This window comes from Shewanella sp. W3-18-1 (assembly GCF_000015185.1).
Lineage (GTDB): Bacteria > Pseudomonadota > Gammaproteobacteria > Enterobacterales > Shewanellaceae > Shewanella > Shewanella putrefaciens.
Map to the genome: position 1 here is coordinate 2,801,780 of NC_008750.1, position 17,996 is coordinate 2,819,775.

At 45.9% G+C, this 17,996-nt stretch carries 14 protein-coding genes; 3 read left to right on the plus strand and 11 right to left on the minus strand.

Annotation, left to right across the window (positions count from 1 at the left end):
* The first annotated feature begins 35 nt into the window (after positions 1-35).
* A complete protein-coding gene (locus SPUTW3181_RS12705; RefSeq protein WP_011789715.1) occupies positions 36-1,709 on the plus strand; it encodes a M28 family metallopeptidase in 1,674 nt (557 codons plus the stop codon).
* A 582-nt stretch (positions 1,710-2,291) separates the two neighbouring features.
* Positions 2,292-3,956, plus strand: a complete 1,665-nt coding sequence (asnB, locus tag SPUTW3181_RS12710; protein WP_011789716.1) for an asparagine synthase B — start codon at positions 2,292-2,294, stop codon at positions 3,954-3,956.
* A gap of 192 nt (positions 3,957-4,148) precedes the next feature.
* On the opposite strand, the gene SPUTW3181_RS12715 is transcribed toward asnB, so the two are convergent.
* The 3 genes from SPUTW3181_RS12715 to SPUTW3181_RS12725 form a co-directional block, all read right to left on the minus strand.
* Complete coding sequence (locus tag SPUTW3181_RS12715) at positions 4,149-5,318, minus strand: patatin family protein (RefSeq protein ID WP_011789717.1); 1,170 nt, start codon at positions 5,316-5,318, stop codon at positions 4,149-4,151.
* Positions 5,319-5,560: 242 nt separating this feature from the next.
* Positions 5,561-7,774: a TonB-dependent siderophore receptor gene (locus SPUTW3181_RS12720; protein ID WP_011789718.1), complete on the minus strand. Its 2,214-nt coding sequence runs from the start codon at positions 7,772-7,774 to the stop codon at positions 5,561-5,563.
* A gap of 309 nt (positions 7,775-8,083) precedes the next feature.
* On the minus strand, positions 8,084-9,874 hold the full coding sequence (locus SPUTW3181_RS12725; protein WP_011789719.1) for an acyl-CoA dehydrogenase C-terminal domain-containing protein: 1,791 nt from the start codon (positions 9,872-9,874) through the stop codon (positions 8,084-8,086).
* Positions 9,875-10,121: 247 nt separating this feature from the next.
* Between SPUTW3181_RS12725 and SPUTW3181_RS12730 the strand changes: the two genes are divergently transcribed.
* The gene (locus tag SPUTW3181_RS12730; RefSeq protein WP_011789720.1) at positions 10,122-10,970 is read left to right on the plus strand and encodes a D-hexose-6-phosphate mutarotase; all 849 of its coding nucleotides are present in this window, start codon (positions 10,122-10,124) and stop codon (positions 10,968-10,970) included.
* A 118-nt stretch (positions 10,971-11,088) separates the two neighbouring features.
* Here the strand turns inward: SPUTW3181_RS12730 and SPUTW3181_RS12735 are convergent, their stop codons facing one another.
* From SPUTW3181_RS12735 to SPUTW3181_RS12770, 8 genes are all read right to left on the minus strand, one after another.
* A complete protein-coding gene (locus tag SPUTW3181_RS12735) occupies positions 11,089-11,964 on the minus strand; it encodes an NAD(P)-dependent oxidoreductase (protein ID WP_011789721.1) in 876 nt (291 codons plus the stop codon).
* A 307-nt stretch (positions 11,965-12,271) separates the two neighbouring features.
* On the minus strand, positions 12,272-12,751 hold the full coding sequence (locus tag SPUTW3181_RS12740) for an acyl-CoA thioesterase (RefSeq protein WP_011789722.1): 480 nt from the start codon (positions 12,749-12,751) through the stop codon (positions 12,272-12,274).
* A 118-nt stretch (positions 12,752-12,869) separates the two neighbouring features.
* Positions 12,870-13,238: a hypothetical protein gene (locus SPUTW3181_RS12745; RefSeq protein WP_011789723.1), complete on the minus strand. Its 369-nt coding sequence runs from the start codon at positions 13,236-13,238 to the stop codon at positions 12,870-12,872.
* Between the two features lie 163 nt (positions 13,239-13,401).
* Positions 13,402-14,640 (minus strand): beta-ketoacyl-ACP synthase II, encoded by a 1,239-nt coding sequence (gene fabF, locus SPUTW3181_RS12750; RefSeq protein ID WP_011789724.1) that lies wholly within the window; start codon positions 14,638-14,640, stop codon positions 13,402-13,404.
* A 225-nt stretch (positions 14,641-14,865) separates the two neighbouring features.
* Entirely contained in the window at positions 14,866-15,099 is a 234-nt protein-coding gene (gene acpP / locus SPUTW3181_RS12755) for an acyl carrier protein (RefSeq protein ID WP_006081231.1), read from the minus strand.
* Positions 15,100-15,263: 164 nt separating this feature from the next.
* A complete protein-coding gene (gene fabG / locus SPUTW3181_RS12760) occupies positions 15,264-16,010 on the minus strand; it encodes a 3-oxoacyl-ACP reductase FabG (RefSeq protein ID WP_011789725.1) in 747 nt (248 codons plus the stop codon).
* A gap of 9 nt (positions 16,011-16,019) precedes the next feature.
* Positions 16,020-16,946 carry an ACP S-malonyltransferase gene (gene fabD / locus SPUTW3181_RS12765; RefSeq protein ID WP_011789726.1) on the minus strand — a complete coding sequence of 309 codons (927 nt, stop codon included), beginning with the start codon at positions 16,944-16,946 and terminating at the stop codon, positions 16,020-16,022.
* 87 nt (positions 16,947-17,033) lie between these two features.
* Positions 17,034-17,993, minus strand: a complete 960-nt coding sequence (locus SPUTW3181_RS12770; RefSeq protein WP_011789727.1) for a beta-ketoacyl-ACP synthase III — start codon at positions 17,991-17,993, stop codon at positions 17,034-17,036.
* Positions 17,994-17,996 lie beyond the last annotated feature (3 nt).

The following is a 17,996-nucleotide window of genomic DNA, read 5'->3' on the forward strand; positions in this document are numbered from 1 at the left end:
AAAAAACACGACAAAAACAACAGTAGGATTAACCTATGCGACGTCTGTATCCGTTATGCGCGCTAGCCTTGCTCAGTGCCTGTAGCCCTCATTCGGCACAACCTGATACCAATAACAGTGCCGCACTTAAACCCGTGCAAATGAATGAAGCACGTTTTAGAAATGATATTAAAGCCCTATCATCCGATGAATTTGAAGGTCGTGCGCCCACCACTCACGGTGAAAAACTCACCTTGGATTATTTGACCAAAGCCTTTACAGAGATGGGACTCAAGGGCGCGTACCAAGGCAGCTTTTTACAACCTGTGCCTATGGTGAGCTATACAGCAGATGAAGCGCAGCAAGTCACGCTGGCAGGGTTACCCTTTAAATACCGACAAGATATCGTCCTCAACAGTCGCCACGATAACGGTGGTATTCGTGTTGAGAACGCACCATTAGTCTTCGTCGGCTATGGGGTGAACGCCCCTGAATATGGTTGGAATGATTACCAAGATCTCGATATGAAAGGCAAAATCGCGGTGATCTTAGTGAACGATCCCGGCTTTGCTCGCCCTGACTCAGGGAAATTTACTGGTAAAGCCATGACCTATTACGGCCGCTGGAGCTACAAATTTGAGGAAGCGAGCCGCCAAGGCGCCCTTGGCGCACTGATTATCCATGATACCGAGCCCGCCTCTTACCCTTGGTCCGTGATAGAGAATAGTTGGACTGGACCACAGCAAGATCTGGTGCTAAGTAAAGCCGAGCAAGATAGTCGAGTGCAAGTCGAAGGCTGGCTCACCTTAGATGCCGCGACGCAAATTTTTGATAAAGCGGGTTTATCACTGCCTAATTTAATGGCGCGCGCCGCCGATAGCCCAATCAATTTACCCCTTGAGCAAACGGCCAACATCGCTTTTAAAAACAAAGCCGAATATGCGAATAGCTACAATGTGGTCGCCACAATTCCCGGCAACACACAAGCCGATGAACAAATCCTCTTTACCGCCCATTGGGATCACATAGGCAAAGATGAAACGAAAACAGGCGATCAAATTTATAACGGCGCCATGGATAATGCCTCGGGTATTGCAGGCATTTTAGAAATCGCCAGACAACTTGTCGATAATGTCAAACAAGGCCACGGTTTAGCCCGATCGGTCACCTTTATTGCTACCACAGGTGAAGAACAGGGCTTACTCGGTTCGCGCTATTATGCCGCTAATCCACTTTATCCGATCGACAAAACCGTGGCAGTGCTAAACCTAGACAGCACCAATATCTACGGTAAAACCAAAGACTTTACCATTGTCGGTAAAGGTAAATCAGAGTTAGAAACCTACCTTATCGATGCAGCTAAACAACAAAATCGTATCCCCATGGGTGAAAAAAATCCCGCTTCGGGCGGTTTTTTCCGCTCAGATCATTTCAGCTTTGCCAAACTGGGCGTACCCGCAGTCTTTGCCGGCGGCGGTAGCGATCCCATAGATGAGGCCACGGCTGCCTATAAAACCCAGATGCAAGCCACAATGAAAGGCTGCTATCACAATGTCTGCGATGAATATCGTGAAGATTGGGATTTAAGTGGCGCGCTGCAAGACTTGCAAATCTACTACCAAGTCACGCGCACATTAGGCAACAGTAAAGATTGGCCGGGATATTATCAAGGCACAGAATTTAATCACCTGCGCCCAGCCAAAACAACACTGGTAACAGACGCAAAATAACAGGCTAAGTCTGTGGCTTCTTACGAGAGGCAACTTAGTTAGTCGTCTCTTATTAACGCCCGCTAGTCGCACCTGCGAAATAAAGCGCCTCCTCCGCCAGCCAAAGCGCCAAACAAGACCTACAAGCACGTGAACCATTCACGTGCTTTTTGTTTTCAGCACACAAAAAATGCCGTTATCGCTAAATTCCTATCCCACCACATCATTATGAATAGGCTTATACCATTTTTTGATGTCAAACTCGGCGCATTAATTGATTAAAAATAAAACACTTAAACGTGACAGCTCATTGTTTAAGGTCTTTTTTAGCGGTTTTTCTATCATCGACACTTTTTCAAAACACATTGTGAATTCCCTAAAACTCCCCGCGCCAAATCAAAAAATAAAAACAAATAATCAAAAATAACTCAATTCTAATGAATTATTCTCAAATAAAATCATTAAACGCAAACATCAAAATCAATAAAATCGCCAATAAATAGATAAATCATCAAAAATAGTGTTTGGCAAAACGCTAAATAGCTGGCACATTAAACCTCAATTGAGACATCCTCAAATGACAGACAGTGTGGGAGTTGTACTATGTGTTCAATCTTTTCGATTTTAGATATCCAATCTGATGCCAAACAACTGCGCCAAGTCGCGCTAGAAATGTCTAAGCTTATGCGCCATCGTGGCCCTGACTGGTCAGGTATTTATGCCAGCGATAAAGCGATTCTTGCCCATGAGCGTTTAGCGATTGTTGACATTGAACACGGTGCCCAGCCGCTGCTGACTGAAGATGGCAGTTTGATCCTCGCGGTCAACGGCGAAATCTATAACCACAAAGAATTGAAAGCCCAGTTAGGCGATAAGTACAGCTATCAAACCAACTCTGACTGCGAAGTGATCTTGGCGCTGTATCAAGAATACGGCACTGAATTTCTAGATAAATTAAACGGTATCTTCGCCTTTGTGTTATATGACAAAGCTCAAGATAGTTACCTTATCGGCCGCGATCACATGGGTATCATCCCACTATACACAGGCCGTGACGCTGCGGGTAACTTCTATGTTGCCTCAGAGATGAAAGCCTTGATGCCAGTGTGTAAAACCGTAGAAGAATTCCAACCTGGCCAATATTTTTATTCAAAGGATGGTGAAGCCGTTAAATACTATAGCCGAGATTGGCAAAGCTATGATGCAGTTAAAGATAATCCAGCCAGCCAAGAAGAATTGCGTGACGCATTAGAAGCGGCGGTCAAACGTCAATTAATGTCAGATGTGCCCTATGGTGTGTTGCTGTCAGGCGGCTTAGATTCATCGATCATTTCCGCCATCACCCAAACCTTTGCTAAGCGCAGAATTGAAGATGATGGTGAGACCAACGCTTGGTGGCCACAGTTGCATTCCTTTGCCGTCGGTCTAAAAGGTGCGCCCGATCTTATCGCCGCCAAAAAAGTCGCCGATGCCATTGGTACGATTCACCATGAGATCCATTTCACCTTCCAAGAAGGCTTAGATGCGATTAAAGAAGTGATCTATCACTTAGAAACCTACGATGTCACCACCATACGTGCTGCCACGCCAATGTATTTAATGGCGCGTAAAATCAAAGCTATGGGCATTAAAATGGTGTTATCGGGCGAAGGTGCTGACGAGTTATTTGGCGGCTATTTATACTTCCATAAAGCGCCAAACGCACAGGCATTCCACGAGGAATTAGTGCGCAAACTCGATAAACTGCATCTGTTCGATTGTCTGCGTGCCAACAAAGCCATGGCCGCTTGGGGATTAGAAGCTCGCGTGCCCTTCCTCGATAAAGAGTTTATGGATGTGGCAATGCGTATCAACCCTGAAGCGAAAATGTCTAAGGATGGCCGTATTGAGAAACACATTCTGCGTAAAGCCTTTGAGCATAAATTGCCAAAAGAAGTGGCGTGGCGTCAGAAGGAACAATTCAGTGACGGCGTGGGCTACTCTTGGATTGACGGTTTGAAAGAACAAGCGGCGGCGCAGGTCGATGATTTGCAACTGGCGAATGCGAAATTCCGCTTCCCCTATAACACGCCAGAAACCAAAGAGGCGTACTTCTATCGCTGCTTCTTTGAGGAACATTATCCACTGAGCGGCGCTGCTGAAACGGTTCCAGGCGGTAAATCCGTCGCCTGTTCAACACCAGAAGCACTAGCTTGGGACGAAAGCTTACGCGGCATTATCGACCCATCGGGCCGAGCAGTACGCTCAGTGCATACCGCAAGTTATTAATGGTCTAACATTGATGGACTCGATTCATAAACTAGGTTGACTAACTGATTCAGACCCCCAACCTAAGTGCACTTAGTGCGACAGACTTACCGAACAAATACAAAAGCCACGCTAAGGTGGCTTTTGTATTTTGATACTTTTTACTTTTATTGCTTACTCACGCACAACATTGTGGCTTAACTCAAACCCAAACTAGGCCGACAACGCACTGAGTGGCTGGATTTGAGAGTGAGCTTGAGAGCGAGCTTGAATATGAGTTTGAGTTTGAGTATGCGCATTGGCTTGCACTTGAGCTTGAAAATAAGTATTCCTCTGCGTCAACGCCATCGGATCTTGGGTTAAAAACTGCTTTCCAGCACTCAGCCCTGCATGATAATCATGGCGTAAATCCGTATCGGTACTGCCCAGCAATTTACTCTGCAAATTTTCAGTAGCAAAAATCTGCACTATCTCCACATCCTCTGGCGGATTAGCGATAAACGCCAATTCATCCTGATAGGCTTGTTCATGTTGCACTAAATAATCTATGGTTTTCGGGCAAAAGCCAGAAACACAAATCCACGATTTTAATTTATGGACCCAAGCCGATTGCGCCTGAAAATCCTCGCTCACAGTGCGGATCACCACAATTTTGCGGGCACCACGACGATAGGCCTCACGCACAGGTAAAGGCGCAGCTAAGCCGCCATCGAGATAAAAATCACTATCAATACCTTCGCTTGATGCTGCACCGTGATCAGAGGCGCTGTTATCAGAAGCGTTATGATTAGCCGCGCCGTTATTAGAAGCCTTGTCGCTATTACAGGCATTGTCACTATTACAGGCGCTGTCACTCAGCCAAGGCGTGAGTTTCACCCCTTGTTTATACAAAAATGGTAATGCGCTAGAAGCTTTTAACAATTCGCGCCACTGACTTTTACTGCTTGGACTTAAAAAATAACCCTTGCGATCACTGGCATTCGTGGTGGTGATCAGTAACTGCCGATGACCGAGTGAGGCCGTCGCCGCATTAAGATCTAATTTAAACATCCCCTGTCGCGTCTGATCAAAATACCAATCTAAATCGACCACATTGCCGCCGACTAACCCGCGACCGAGTCGATAGAAGCGTTTATGGCGCGATAAACCGCGGATCAAGCGTTTGGCATAACCCTTTTGTCTAGCTAAAAAGCTGGTTAAATTTTGCGAACCTGCCGACGTGCCAATAAATAAATCGAAGGGATCGAATCCACCATCGAGCCAAGCATCGAGCACGCCTGCGGTGAATATACCGCGCTGACCACCACCTTCTGCAATCAGGGCCACCTGTGGGCTAACGTTAGATTGAGCGTCTATTGTGGTTAACTGGCTGGCGGCGTACATAGGAAAACCTTATCGAATAATTTATATAAGGCGAGTCTAAACAAGCTAAACGAGAAAGGATAACGGATAGAAGCTATCACCTTAATAGATAAACACTATTAAGATGATAAGCCTCACTGGATTAATCCGCGCAAAAGCCACGAATACAGGCAGAGCAACGGGTGATTATTCGCGCAAGATTGGCCCATTCGCTCAAGCTTGTTCATCATCCTTAACGAACAAGCTCTTTTTACATCAATACATTAAAACTTATGACTCAGCTCAAGCGTGATATTGCGTGGCTCACCGGGGAAATGACCATTACGCTCACTAAAGCCACTGACGGCATATTCCTTATCGAAGATATTTTTAAGATTTAAACGGACTTGAGTTTGATCCCACTGTGTTGTCCAGCTCATATCAAAAATCGTATGGGGCTTCACCGTTTGGCCATCGAGGCTGAACTGCTCACCCACGTAATCCATACCAAAGGCAATCGCCGAATTGAGTGTATTGATATCGTAACGGGTCCATATCCCCGCTTGATGACGCGGCGCATTGGCAAAATGTTTACTATCGAAGGTATTGGTTAAACTGTCATCAGTCACCCCTTTAATCACTTCGGTCTCGTTATAGGCATAGTTTGCCGTGACAGTCAGGTTATCGGTTAAATCCCCCACCAGCGTCCATTCAATGCCTTCGCTGCGCACTTCACCAAAATTAAGCATTGCAGGAATACCATCGTCATCGCCAGTATCTAAAGGGTTAGCTTGGGCAACATTTTGCTTTTCAATGCGATATACAGCGAGCGTGGTCATAAACTGGCCATCAAGCCATTCATTTTTCATCCCTAACTCAATTTGATTACCGGTTTCAGGATCGAGGAAACCATCCCCAATATTCTCAGCTTGATTGGTTAAAGATGTGGGATTAAAGCTCTCTGAGTAATTCAAATAAAAGGACATTGAATCGATTGGGCGATAATTAAGCCCTGCCCTTGGTGTTATCGCATTATCGCTGAAGGAAAAACCCGTCGCCTTATCATATTCATCAAACTGACTAAAACGAAGCCCAGCGATCAATGACCACTGTTCATTAAAGTGCAGATGTTCTTGCACATAAACGCCATAGCGATTAGCGCGTATACCATCGGTATTTTTATCTTTTAGGTTATAAGTGCTTGGGTTGGTTTCACCATAATTAAGGTCAAAAATATTCAGGTTACCGACACCCTCGTTAGAGGTCGCCAATTTATAGTGATATTCGGTTTCGACGTAGTGGTAATCACCGCCGAACAGGAATTCATGTTCAAAACCTAAGGCATCGAATGCGTAGACAAAATCATTGGTTAAACTAATTTCATCATTAGCCCGTGCTTGAACTCGGTATTCACGCTTAATGGTGCCATCACCCATAATGGGCTTTTTATTGGCATCTAAGGTCGCCCAACCTCTCGATTCATGGTATTGCTGATCCGAATCATTATTCAGATAGCGGACCTGAGTCTTGACCGAGAAATTATCGGTAAATTGATGATCGAGAATCGCTTGCAGCACCAGTGCATCCATCTTCTGGAAGTCACTCTTCTCATTGGCATTATAGGAAGGCGCGACAAGGAAATTGCCCGCATCATCGACGGGAACACCGCGAAGTCGGTTACCGCCTAAGTCCTGCTTAATGATATCGAAAGTGGTGGTGAGCTTAGTATCATCACTGATTTCGTAGAGTAACCCACCCGCCACTTCGGCATTTTGGCTATCGGCATTATTGCGAAAGCTATCTTCCTGCTGATAATAGGCGCCAAAACGATAGGCGAGATTTTGGGTTAGGCCGCCGGTGAAATCCAGCGAGCCACCGATCATATCCTCGCTGCCGGTGCTTAATGTCAGTTCTTTGCTCTCGACAAAGGTTGGTTTTTTAGTGACATAGTTAATCATGCCACCGGGTTCACCGCCACCATAAAGTGCGGATGCTGGACCTTTTAGCACTTCAACCCGCTGCACATTAAAGAGTTGTGGCACTGAGAACCCCGAATAGGGATCGCCCCTTACCCCATCATAGAAGACGTTGGCATCGTCGCGGAAACCGCGAAAGGTCACGCCCGAATAACTGAACTCACTCACGCCCGCAATTGAGCGATATAAATCGGTAATATTGCGCGCCGCTTGGTCGACGATTAACTGCTCGGTCAGCACTTGCACCGACTGCGGCAATTCCATCACATTAATCGCGGTCTTAGTACCAATCGTTGTTTCTTTATCGACGTACATTTGCATTGCGCGGCCATGGACAGCAATACGTTCGGGCGTCACTAACTTAGCGTCAGGTTCAGAAGCATCAGCAGCAGGAATAACATCAGACTGAACCGTATCCGAGCTAGGCTCGATGTCATTTTTTATTGGTTTTTCAGTGGCAAACACCCAAGAGTGTTGAGCTAAAGCGAGTGCGATTAATGAATAGGCGAAACGAGATTTCACAAGATACCCCAAAATATTGAGCAAACCTGCGGTTTACCCTTGTCATATTAAATTGGTCGTCATTATAAAGTCTGATGCAAAGATGACAATAATTCTCATTTAAATTTACATCCACGGAGTTTTGTTGCAATTGTAAAGATAAGGTTGACCTTAACGACGCCATTCTCACCACAACACGAATAGACCATTTCTTTGTCTATATAAAGTCAGTGAAATTCTCAATAATTCTCACTAAAACAACCTGCAAAACTCTCAATAAAAAAAGCCAGCATGCTAATGCTGGCTCTTAAAATGTTTAAAGAAACTAAGTTAAAAAATACTTTCATCAAGCGATGTTAGCATCTCACTCGCCTGCTCAATTTGCTTACGCAGACTGCGACCTTGCACCGCCCAGTAAGCCATATAGAAATCGGCCGTTTTCAATTTAGCTTGGTAAAATGCGGTTTCTTCAGTGCCCAGCTCCAGTGCAGCTAATGCCACCGCGGCGCTTCTGGCCCACATCCACGCCAGCGCCGTCACCCCAAACAACTCCAGATAAGCCATAGATGCTGCGCCGATAATGTCAGGATTGGTCGCAGCTTGTGCAGCTAAATAACCACTGGCCTTTTGCAAATCACCCGCACAATCCATTAAACCGCTCACATAGGGTTGCATCGCCGCATTCGTGCTATGTAACTTAATAAACTCAGTCACTAACGCCGACCATTGCTGCATGGCCGCGCCGCGATCGCTAAGCAACTTACGCCCCACTAAATCTAACGCTTGAATGCCGTTAGTGCCTTCATAAATCAGTGCAATACGGCTATCACGCACAAATTGCTCCATACCCCACTCATGAATATAACCATGTCCGCCAAACACTTGCTGTGCATCGACACAGGCATTAAAACCACGGTTAGTGATAAAACCTTTCACCACTGGCGTGAACAGTGCCGCTAATTGGGAAGCAACTTTGGCTTTGACGGGATCGGTATGACGCTCAGCTTCATCTAGCCACAAAGCTTGTTGTCCAACTAAGGCTCTTGCGCCTTCATTAAAGGCTTTTTGCGACAACAACATGCGGCGCACATCGCCGTGAACCAAAATCGGATCGGCGGCTTTTTCTGGGGCTTTGGCACCGCTTAAAGCGCGGCTCTGTAATCTGTCTTTGGCATAGGCCAGCGCATTTTGATAGGCGATTTCAGAGACGCCCAGTCCTTGCACACCAACCCCTAAACGCGCTTGGTTCATCATAGTAAACATGGCGCGCAGTCCTTGGTGTGGCTCGCCGACAAGCTCGCCCAGCGCACCTTCAAACACCATCACACAAGTTGAGTTACCGTGAATGCCCATCTTATGTTCAAGGCCACTGGCATATAAAGTGTTCGGCGCGCCTAAACTACCATCGTTATTCACTAATACTTTAGGCACGGCGAACAAAGATATGCCCTTCACGCCTTCAGGTGCATCCGGCAAACGGGCTAATACGAGGTGCACTATATTGTCGGTGAGTTGATGATCGCCTGAGGAGATAAAAATTTTCTCGCCGGTAATAGCAAAAACACCTTCAGATACTGGCACAGCTTTCGTGCGTAATAAGGCTAAGTCAGTACCGGCGTGGGACTCAGTCAAGTTCATGGTTCCCGTCCATTCACCGCTGACTAATTTGCTTAAATATTTTTGCTTGAGTGCGTCACTGCCGTGGGCATGTATGGCGGCATAGGCGCCATGGGTCAAACCGGGATACATGGCAAAGGCCATATTGGTTGCCGTTTGTATCTCAGTGGCAAAAATCCCCACCACTTCGGGTAAACCTTGGCCGCCATATTCAGGATCGCAGGTCAGCGTCGGCCAGCCATTATCAACAAACTGCCGATAGGCATTATCAAAACCCTCAGGCGTAATCACCTTACCATCGACCAACTTACAGCCCTGCAGATCGCCGACACTATTGAGCGGTAACATCACTTCAGTACTAAAGTCGGCCATACCTTGCAGGATCGCATCGACAAGATCTGGGTCGATTTCATCGAACCCCTTGAGTGCATCTTGCTGATAAATATGTAACATCTCATCGAGGATAAATTGATAGTCGCGCAGCGGCGCTTGATAGACTGGCATAATCGCTTCCCTTTTCTTGTTAGACTACAACTCAACTTAAGTGATCTGACCACTTTGATGCTTTGACCACTTTAGCTAAATCTGTTGAAAAAGGAAGCACTAGAACCCAAGGACAGTGACTTTTGTTTACACAAACGAACAGCAAAACCGTAAATTGATCGCAACAAAGCCTTATGTTATAGCGGAAAACTTTGTAAGCTAACTGCCTGTTTTTCTGATATGCAGCAGAGTTAAGGATATTGTTACTATGGGTTCAGTCACTACTCAAAAGCACGCTAACGGGCTTGATTATGTCGAAGTGAATACGGCGTTATGTCAGGCAAGAATTTTTTTGCAGGGCGCGCAAATCGACTATTTTCAACCCGTAGGCAAACCACCTTTGCTGTGGGTTTCATCGGCTGACGATTATCAACCCGGTAATGGTCTCCGTGGCGGTGTCCCCGTATGCTGGCCTTGGTTTGGCATGAGTAGTGAAGCGAACTTTCCCCAACACGGTTTCGCCCGAACCCGTATTTGGGCGCTGGAATCGGTAGAAATGCGTAATCAGTTAGTGGATTTACGTTTTAGCTTAAAAATCAGTGAGCAAGATAAAATCTATTGGCCGCATAACACTGAGGTCAGCATGTTATTCACCCTAGGCGATACCCTAAGCATTAGCCTTGTGAATACCAACTTAGACGATGAAACCGTCACGCTTACCCAAGCGCTGCACAGCTATTTCCCGATTGAGGATATCCACCAACTCAAGGCCAGCGGTTTTAGTGGTTCAAAATACATCGAATTTGCCGAGGGGCCTTATCCGCAAACCACGGATGAAGTGCTGTTTGATCGCGAGACAGATCGTGTCTATACCGAACTCGGCCCTGTGCAGTTATTGCATACGCCGCAGGGGATAATCGAAGTCAGCCGTGAAAACAGCCAATCAGCGGTATTATGGAATCCATGGATTGAAAAGTCACAACGCCTTGGCCGATTTAATCCAGAGGATTATCTGACCATGGTCTGCCTAGAAGCGGCCAATGTGTTAGAAGATAAAGTCGTGCTCGCGCCAGGAGAAACCCACAGTTTAGTGACCCACATTCGTTGGAAAGACTAACGATTTAATATCCAAGTTCTTAATATCCTAGTCAAAAACGATACAAACAAAAATGCCCAGTTCGATACTAATGCGGACTGAGCATTTTTATAACAGACGACTCTTAAAACAAGATGGCTTATTTAGCCGTTTTTTCTAAGCGTGCCAGCAAGCTAGACGTATCCCAACGGTTACCGCCCATGCCCTGCACTTCTGAATAGAATTGATCCACCAAAGCGGTTAAAGGCAAATGTGAACCGTTGCGGCGCGCTTCTTCTAAAGCGATGCCTAAGTCTTTACGCATCCAATCGACGGCAAAACCAAAGTCATAGCTTTGGCCCCACATCGTCTTGTAGCGATTTTCCATTTGCCAGCTTTGCGCCGCGCCTTTGCTGATCACTTCAATGACTTTCTCGCCATCGAGCCCTGCTTTACGGGCAAATTGCAGCGCTTCCGCTAAACCTTGTACCACGCCCGCGATACAGATTTGATTCACCATCTTAGTTAACTGGCCAGCACCGACGTCACCTAAACGCTCGGCGCAGCGGGCAAAAGCTTCAATCACGGGTTTAACACGCTCAAATACCGCTTCATCGCCACCAACCATCACAGTCAAGGCGCCATTTTCGGCGCCCGCTTGACCGCCAGACACAGGCGCATCGAGGAAATCAATGCCCTTTTCGGCTAAGACTTTGGCAAGCTCGCGGGCCACATCTGCCGAAGCCGTAGTATGATCAACCAGCACTGTGCCCTTTTCCATACCGTGAATAGCGCCATCATGCCCTAATACCACTTCACGCAGGTCGTTATCATTGCCCACGCAAGTAAACACAATATCTTGACCTATTGCAGCCTCTTTGGGCGTTGGGCAGCAACGTCCGCCATAGGTGTCTACCCAAGCTTGCGCCTTAGCAAAAGTGCGATTATAAACAGTGACCTCATGGCCCTTGTTGAGTAAGTGTCTTGCCATGGGGTAACCCATTACGCCTAAACCAATAAATGCGACTTTTGCCATGAAGTGATCCTCAGATAGATAAACAGGGTGAATAAATTAGAAATTGCAGAATCGGGTTCTGTTTCGTTTGCCCAATATGTTATCGCTAAAACCTCAATAACAAATACTAAAAAAATGCCAGTAAGTGTTTCAATCTATAGGTCCAATTGAGGATGTTAATTTAGGGGAATGGGCAGTAAAAATAGTGGCGGCAGTTTAACATTCATCCCGCATTGCGTCAGTGAGAAATCAAACCAAGTGGCAAACGCACTTTTCGGCAGAGACAACAAAGGCGCCATAAGCGCCTTGGTTGAGTCAATTTATACGGTTATTTCACTACATGGGCTTCCATTTCGGCGCCAATTTTTTTACGCATTTCCATCAAGCGCAGTGCTGAATCACGCAGATGAATATCATGTTCCGTCTCTGGTATCCACTCAGGTACAGGCGTAGGTTGGCCGTTTTCATCCACCGCCACCATGATCACAATACAGTGAGTGGTGAGATGACGCTCAGATACTTTAGGATCGCCCGCCCGCACATCGATACCAATATGCATAGAAGTCTTGCCCGTATAAATCACTTTTGCACTGACTTCAACGATATTGCCCACCAAAATGGGTTGCACAAAACGAATACCGCCCGCATAAGCAGTAATACAATATTTACCACTCCAACCCGCGGCACAGGCATAGGCCGCGAGATCGATCCACTTCATCACCGCGCCGCCGTGAACTTTACCCCCAAAATTCACATCCGCAGGCTCTGACAAAAATCTCAGGGTACTTTGTCTCTCGATACCAGCCATTTTACCTCAACTTATTTAGCCTTAGCGGCCTAATGTTTTCGCACAATAAGTTGAGTTTACGATAGAAATCGCTAATCGCGTAAAAATTATTACGATTGACCTCGTCAATGAATTCGATTTAGCCAAAGTGAGTAATGAGTGTGCAACATACTAATAGGCATGGTAAAGCTAAACGATAAATCCATAGCTGAAGTGATCTCGTGATAAAACGAGAACATTTAGCAAACGTATAAATCCCCAAACCTAACAGGAAAAAGCCTAACACCTCAAACCCTGCCAACATATCCGAAGTCCCTCCGGAGTATATCGCTGTCACCAGTAAAGCAAACCAAATGGCTACATAGGCAGTAATCGCAAACGTGAAGGTCTTTATCCCAATTTCCATTTCTGGATGCCAGATCTTAGACTCGCCACGGATCAATTCGGTCAAATTTGCAGTTAAGGCACCGATTATAGGGACAAGCGGGATAACCGCCGGATTTAACATGACATGCTCCATTACAAACTGAATAGGCTGCCATTATCTGTAGTAGAAAAGATTAAACAAGGGAGATGAACAAAGATTAATAATAAATATATCAATAATTTAATAATAAACGCAGTACACAAAAAATGCGCCATAGGGCGCATTTTTGGGGCGATATTGGTCTTTAAACTTTCTTAAATAATAATGAACCGTTCGTACCACCAAAACCGAAGGAATTACACAGAGCGTAATCTAACTTCACATCACGAGCAGTATGGGCGACAAAGTCTAAGTCACAGCCTTCATCTGGATTATCCAAGTTAATCGTTGGCGGTACAGCTTGGTCGCGCAATGCTAATAAGGTGAAAATCGCTTCAACCGATCCTGCGGCACCTAATAAGTGACCCGTCATCGATTTAGTCGAGCTAACCAGCACGTTATACGCATGGTCGCCAAATACAGACTTAACCGCTGCAGCTTCGGCTTTATCACCCGCTGGCGTCGACGTACCGTGGGCATTGATATAACCAATTTGCTCCAGTGATAACTTAGCGTCATTAATAGCATTGACCATAGCAGCCGCAGCGCCTGCGCCGTCACTTGGTGGCGAAGTCATATGGAACGCATCACCGCTCATACCAAAACCGACTAACTCGCCGTAAATGGTCGCACCGCGCGCTTTAGCGTGCTCGTATTCCTCCATCACCATCACACCAGCGCCATCACCAATCACAAAACCATCACGGTCTTTATCCCATGGGCGACTCGCGGCTGTAGGATCATCATTGCGAGTCGATAATGCTTTAGCAGCACCAAAACCTGCCACGCCTAAAGGAGATGTCACATCCTCAGCACCGCCTGCAACCATCACATCTGCATCGCCATAGGCAATGGTGCGCGCCGCAAAACCGATATTATGTACGCCCGTAGTACAAGCAGTCGTCACGGCAAAATTGGGCCCTTTCATGCCAAACATGATCGACAAGTGGCCCGAAATCATATTGATAATGGTGCTAGGTACGAAGAAAGGAGAAACCTTACGCGGGCCACCATTCATCAATGCACTGTGACCTTGTTCAATCAACCACATACCACCCATACCAGCACCAATAGCAGTGCCGACACGACCAGGATTTTCTTTGCTCATATCCAGACCTGAGTCTTGGATTGCTTGGATGCCAGCCGCCATACCGTATTGAATAAAGAGGTCCATCTTACGGGCATCTTTTTTCGTTACGTATTGCTCAACATCAAAATCTTTTACTGAACCACTGAAACGAGTGGTAAATTCACTGGCATCAAATTTGGTTATAGGTGCAATACCACTTTTACCTGAAAGCAAAGCCTTCCAAGTAGTATCGACAGTATTGCCCACTGGAGTTACTAACCCCAAACCGGTTACCACTACACGACGTTTAGACACGGCAGTCACCTTTAAATACTAAATTTGTTAGTTCTCATAGCTAAAACAAGGTTTTCTATGATTAGACCATTTATTGCATAGAAGTCGCCAATCTGCGGGCAACATCTCGTGGATAACAATATAAAACACGATCCAGAGACAATTGAATGGCACAGGGGCAGAGTTTGACGGGGGTAAAACAAAAACAGGCGGCAATAAATGCCGCCTGTCTTCAAGAATTCAGAATTACTGATTCTTAGAAACGTAGTCGATCGCTGCTTGAACAGTAGTGATCTTTTCAGCTTCTTCATCAGGGATCTCGGTATCAAACTCTTCTTCTAGAGCCATAACCAACTCAACAGTGTCCAGAGAATCTGCACCCAGATCGTCAACGAAAGATGCCGCTGGCTTAACGTCTTCTTCTTTAACGCCCAGTTGCTCTACAATGATTTTCTTTACACGTTCTTCGATGTTGCTCATTAGTTTTCTTTCCTATTCAAATTACGCACTTGCGTAAGATTGCGAGTAGTTTATTAGATTTGGCTGACAATGCAAGCTTAGTTTTCGTGGTCTAACCACAAAATTTAACAACCAATTGATGCAGATCACTACTCAATTGGAGACAGTATCCCTGCCATCCGCCCTTAAACCATGTACATTCCGCCATTCACATGTAAAGTTTCACCTGTGATATAAGCAGCAGAATCCGAGGCTAAAAAGAGCACAGCATTGGCAATTTCTTGCGCTTGCCCTAATCGTTCCATCGGAACCTGAGACATGATAGCTTTTTGCTGATCTTCGGTCAGCTCATCAGTCATATCGGTCTGGATAAATCCAGGAGCGATAGCATTAACCGTAATTTGACGAGATGCAACCTCTCTTGCAAGAGATTTTGTAAATCCGATCAAACCCGCCTTTGCTGCCGAGTAGTTAACTTGACCTGCATTACCCATGGTGCCTACCACTGAACCGATATTGATGATACGGCCAAAACGCTTTTTCATCATGGTACGCATCACAGGCTTTGATAGTCTAAATAATGATGTCAGGTTAGTGTCGATAATATCCTGCCATTCATCATCTTTCATCCGCATCAGCAGATTATCACGGGTGATACCCGCGTTGTTGACTAGAATATCAACATCACCCGCTTTTTCTTTGATCGAGGCGAATAAATGTGTAACAGATTCACTATCTGTGACATTAAGCACTAAACCAAAACCTTTGTCACCCAGATATTCTTGGATCGCCGCTGCGCCCTTCTCACTGGTTGCGGTTCCAATAACCACTGCGCCCGCTTCCACAAGTGTTTCGGCAATCGCACGGCCAATACCACGGCTCGCACCTGTCACCAAAGCCACTTTGCCTGTTAAATTCAGGTTGAAACTCATACAAACTCCTTACTCAGTTAATGCCGCTAATGAAGCTACATCATTAACCGCTTGGGCTGATAGTGATTTATTAATTCGTTTTGCTAATCCTGTCAATACTTTACCAGGACCACATTCTACCAATTGAGTAATGCCTTTTTGGGCCATTAATTCAACGCTTTCGCTCCAGCGAACAGGACAATATAACTGACGCACTAACGCATCTTTAATATCGTCGGCAGAGGTAGGTGACGCCACATCAACATTATTAATCACAGTAATCGTTGGGGGAGTAAACGGTACATCGTTTAATGCCACGGCCAATTTATCTGCCGCAGGTTTCATTAATGCGCAGTGTGATGGCACGCTGACAGGTAAAGCCACCGCCATTTTAGCGCCCGCGGCCTTACAAGCCGCTGCTGCACGCTCAACTGCGTCTTTTTGACCTGCAATAACCACTTGGCCAGGGCTATTGAAATTAACAGGGCTGACCACTTCACCTTGAGCCGCTTCGGCGCAGGCATTAGCGATACCTTCGTTATCTAAACCGATAATGGCATACATAGCACCGGTTCCAGCTGGAACCGCTTGTTGCATTAGTTGACCACGCAGTTCAACTAATTTAATCGCATCTTTAAAATCAATAACACCTGCACATACCAGCGCAGAATATTCACCTAAGCTGTGACCCGCTAACATGGCTGGCATGGGTTTACCTGAAGCCACGTAAGCCCGCCAAATAGCGACACTGGCGGCTAATAACGCAGGTTGTGTTTTATCCGTTTCATTTAAGACTTCAACAGGACCTTGCTGAACCAAAGCCCATAAATCATAGCCTAGAACATCACTGGCCTCTGCAAAGGTCTGTCCTATAATAGGTTGTGACTCAGCGAGTTCGGCTAACATACCTAAGGCTTGTGAGCCTTGTCCTGGGAATACAAACGCGACATTTTCCATATTCAAATTACCTATGGCGAACTTAATTTATTGAAATTAATCTACACACCTAACATAAGCTAATGCTATGTCACTTAGATGAAAAACTTAGAAACGTACTAGTGCACTGCCCCACGCAAATCCCGCACCGAAGGCTTCAAGTAGCAATAATTGCCCACGTTGAATTCGTCCATCACGCACGGCCTCATCTAATGCAATGGGTACTGACGCGGCTGAAGTATTACCATGTTTAGCTAAGGTCAATACGACTTTATCCAAGCTCATATCGAGCTTTTTCGCGGTAGCATTAATAATGCGGAAGTTGGCCTGATGTGGCACTAACCAATCAATTTCTGACTTATCGATATTGTTAATGCGTAAAGTCTCAGTCACGACATGGGACAACTGAGTCACTGCCACTTTAAAGACATCATTGCCTTTCATGGTCATAAACCCAACCGCTTCAGAAGTTTCTCCTTTACGTGGTGGGAAAGCACATTTGAGCAAATCACCTTGACGCCCATCAGCGTAAATATGAGTCGAAATGATCCCTGGCGTTTCAGATGCGCCAATAACGGCAGCGCCCGCGCCATCCCCAAAAAGAATAATTGTCGTGCGATCTTCTGGCCCACATAAACGAGACAAGACGTCAGCACCGATCACTAATACTTTTTTAGCGGCGCCCGTTTTTACAAATTGATCGGCAACAGATAAAGCATAAACAAAGCCTGAACAAGCTGCTGCAATATCGAAAGCAGGAATGGTATGTACCCCAAGCATAGCTTGGATTTCACAGGCCGCCGCAGGAAAAGCATTCGGCGCGCTGGTGGTACCACAAACGATCATGTCTAAATCTGATGCTTCTATGCCGGCCATTTCCAGCGCTTTTAATGCCGCTTGATAGCCCATAGTTGAAACGGTTTCATCGAACGCTGCAATGCGGCGCTCTGATATACCAGTACGTTCAACAATCCATTGGTCGGTGGTTTCCACCATTTCTTCCAAATCTTGATTGCTACGCACCTGCACTGGCAGATAGCTACCAGTTCCGAGAATTTTTGTATGCATAAG

What these genes read in the sequence shown, in the direction of transcription:
- SPUTW3181_RS12770 (WP_011789727.1), bottom strand. Translation starts at nt 17,993, where the DNA reads ATGCATACAAAAATTCTCGGAACTGGTAGCTATCTGCCAGTGCAGGTG.
- fabD (WP_011789726.1), bottom strand. Translation starts at nt 16,946, where the DNA reads ATGGAAAATGTCGCGTTTGTATTCCCAGGACAAGGCTCACAAGCCTTA.
- SPUTW3181_RS12730 (WP_011789720.1), top strand. Translation starts at nt 10,122, where the DNA reads ATGGGTTCAGTCACTACTCAAAAGCACGCTAACGGGCTTGATTATGTC.
- SPUTW3181_RS12725 (WP_011789719.1), bottom strand. Translation starts at nt 9,874, where the DNA reads ATGCCAGTCTATCAAGCGCCGCTGCGCGACTATCAATTTATCCTCGAT.
- SPUTW3181_RS12705 (WP_011789715.1), top strand. Translation starts at nt 36, where the DNA reads ATGCGACGTCTGTATCCGTTATGCGCGCTAGCCTTGCTCAGTGCCTGT.
- SPUTW3181_RS12715 (WP_011789717.1), bottom strand. Translation starts at nt 5,318, where the DNA reads ATGTACGCCGCCAGCCAGTTAACCACAATAGACGCTCAATCTAACGTT.
- SPUTW3181_RS12740 (WP_011789722.1), bottom strand. Translation starts at nt 12,751, where the DNA reads ATGGCTGGTATCGAGAGACAAAGTACCCTGAGATTTTTGTCAGAGCCT.
- SPUTW3181_RS12745 (WP_011789723.1), bottom strand. Translation starts at nt 13,238, where the DNA reads ATGTTAAATCCGGCGGTTATCCCGCTTGTCCCTATAATCGGTGCCTTA.
- acpP (WP_006081231.1), bottom strand. Translation starts at nt 15,099, where the DNA reads ATGAGCAACATCGAAGAACGTGTAAAGAAAATCATTGTAGAGCAACTG.
- SPUTW3181_RS12735 (WP_011789721.1), bottom strand. Translation starts at nt 11,964, where the DNA reads ATGGCAAAAGTCGCATTTATTGGTTTAGGCGTAATGGGTTACCCCATG.
- fabG (WP_011789725.1), bottom strand. Translation starts at nt 16,010, where the DNA reads ATGAGTTTCAACCTGAATTTAACAGGCAAAGTGGCTTTGGTGACAGGT.
- asnB (WP_011789716.1), top strand. Translation starts at nt 2,292, where the DNA reads ATGTGTTCAATCTTTTCGATTTTAGATATCCAATCTGATGCCAAACAA.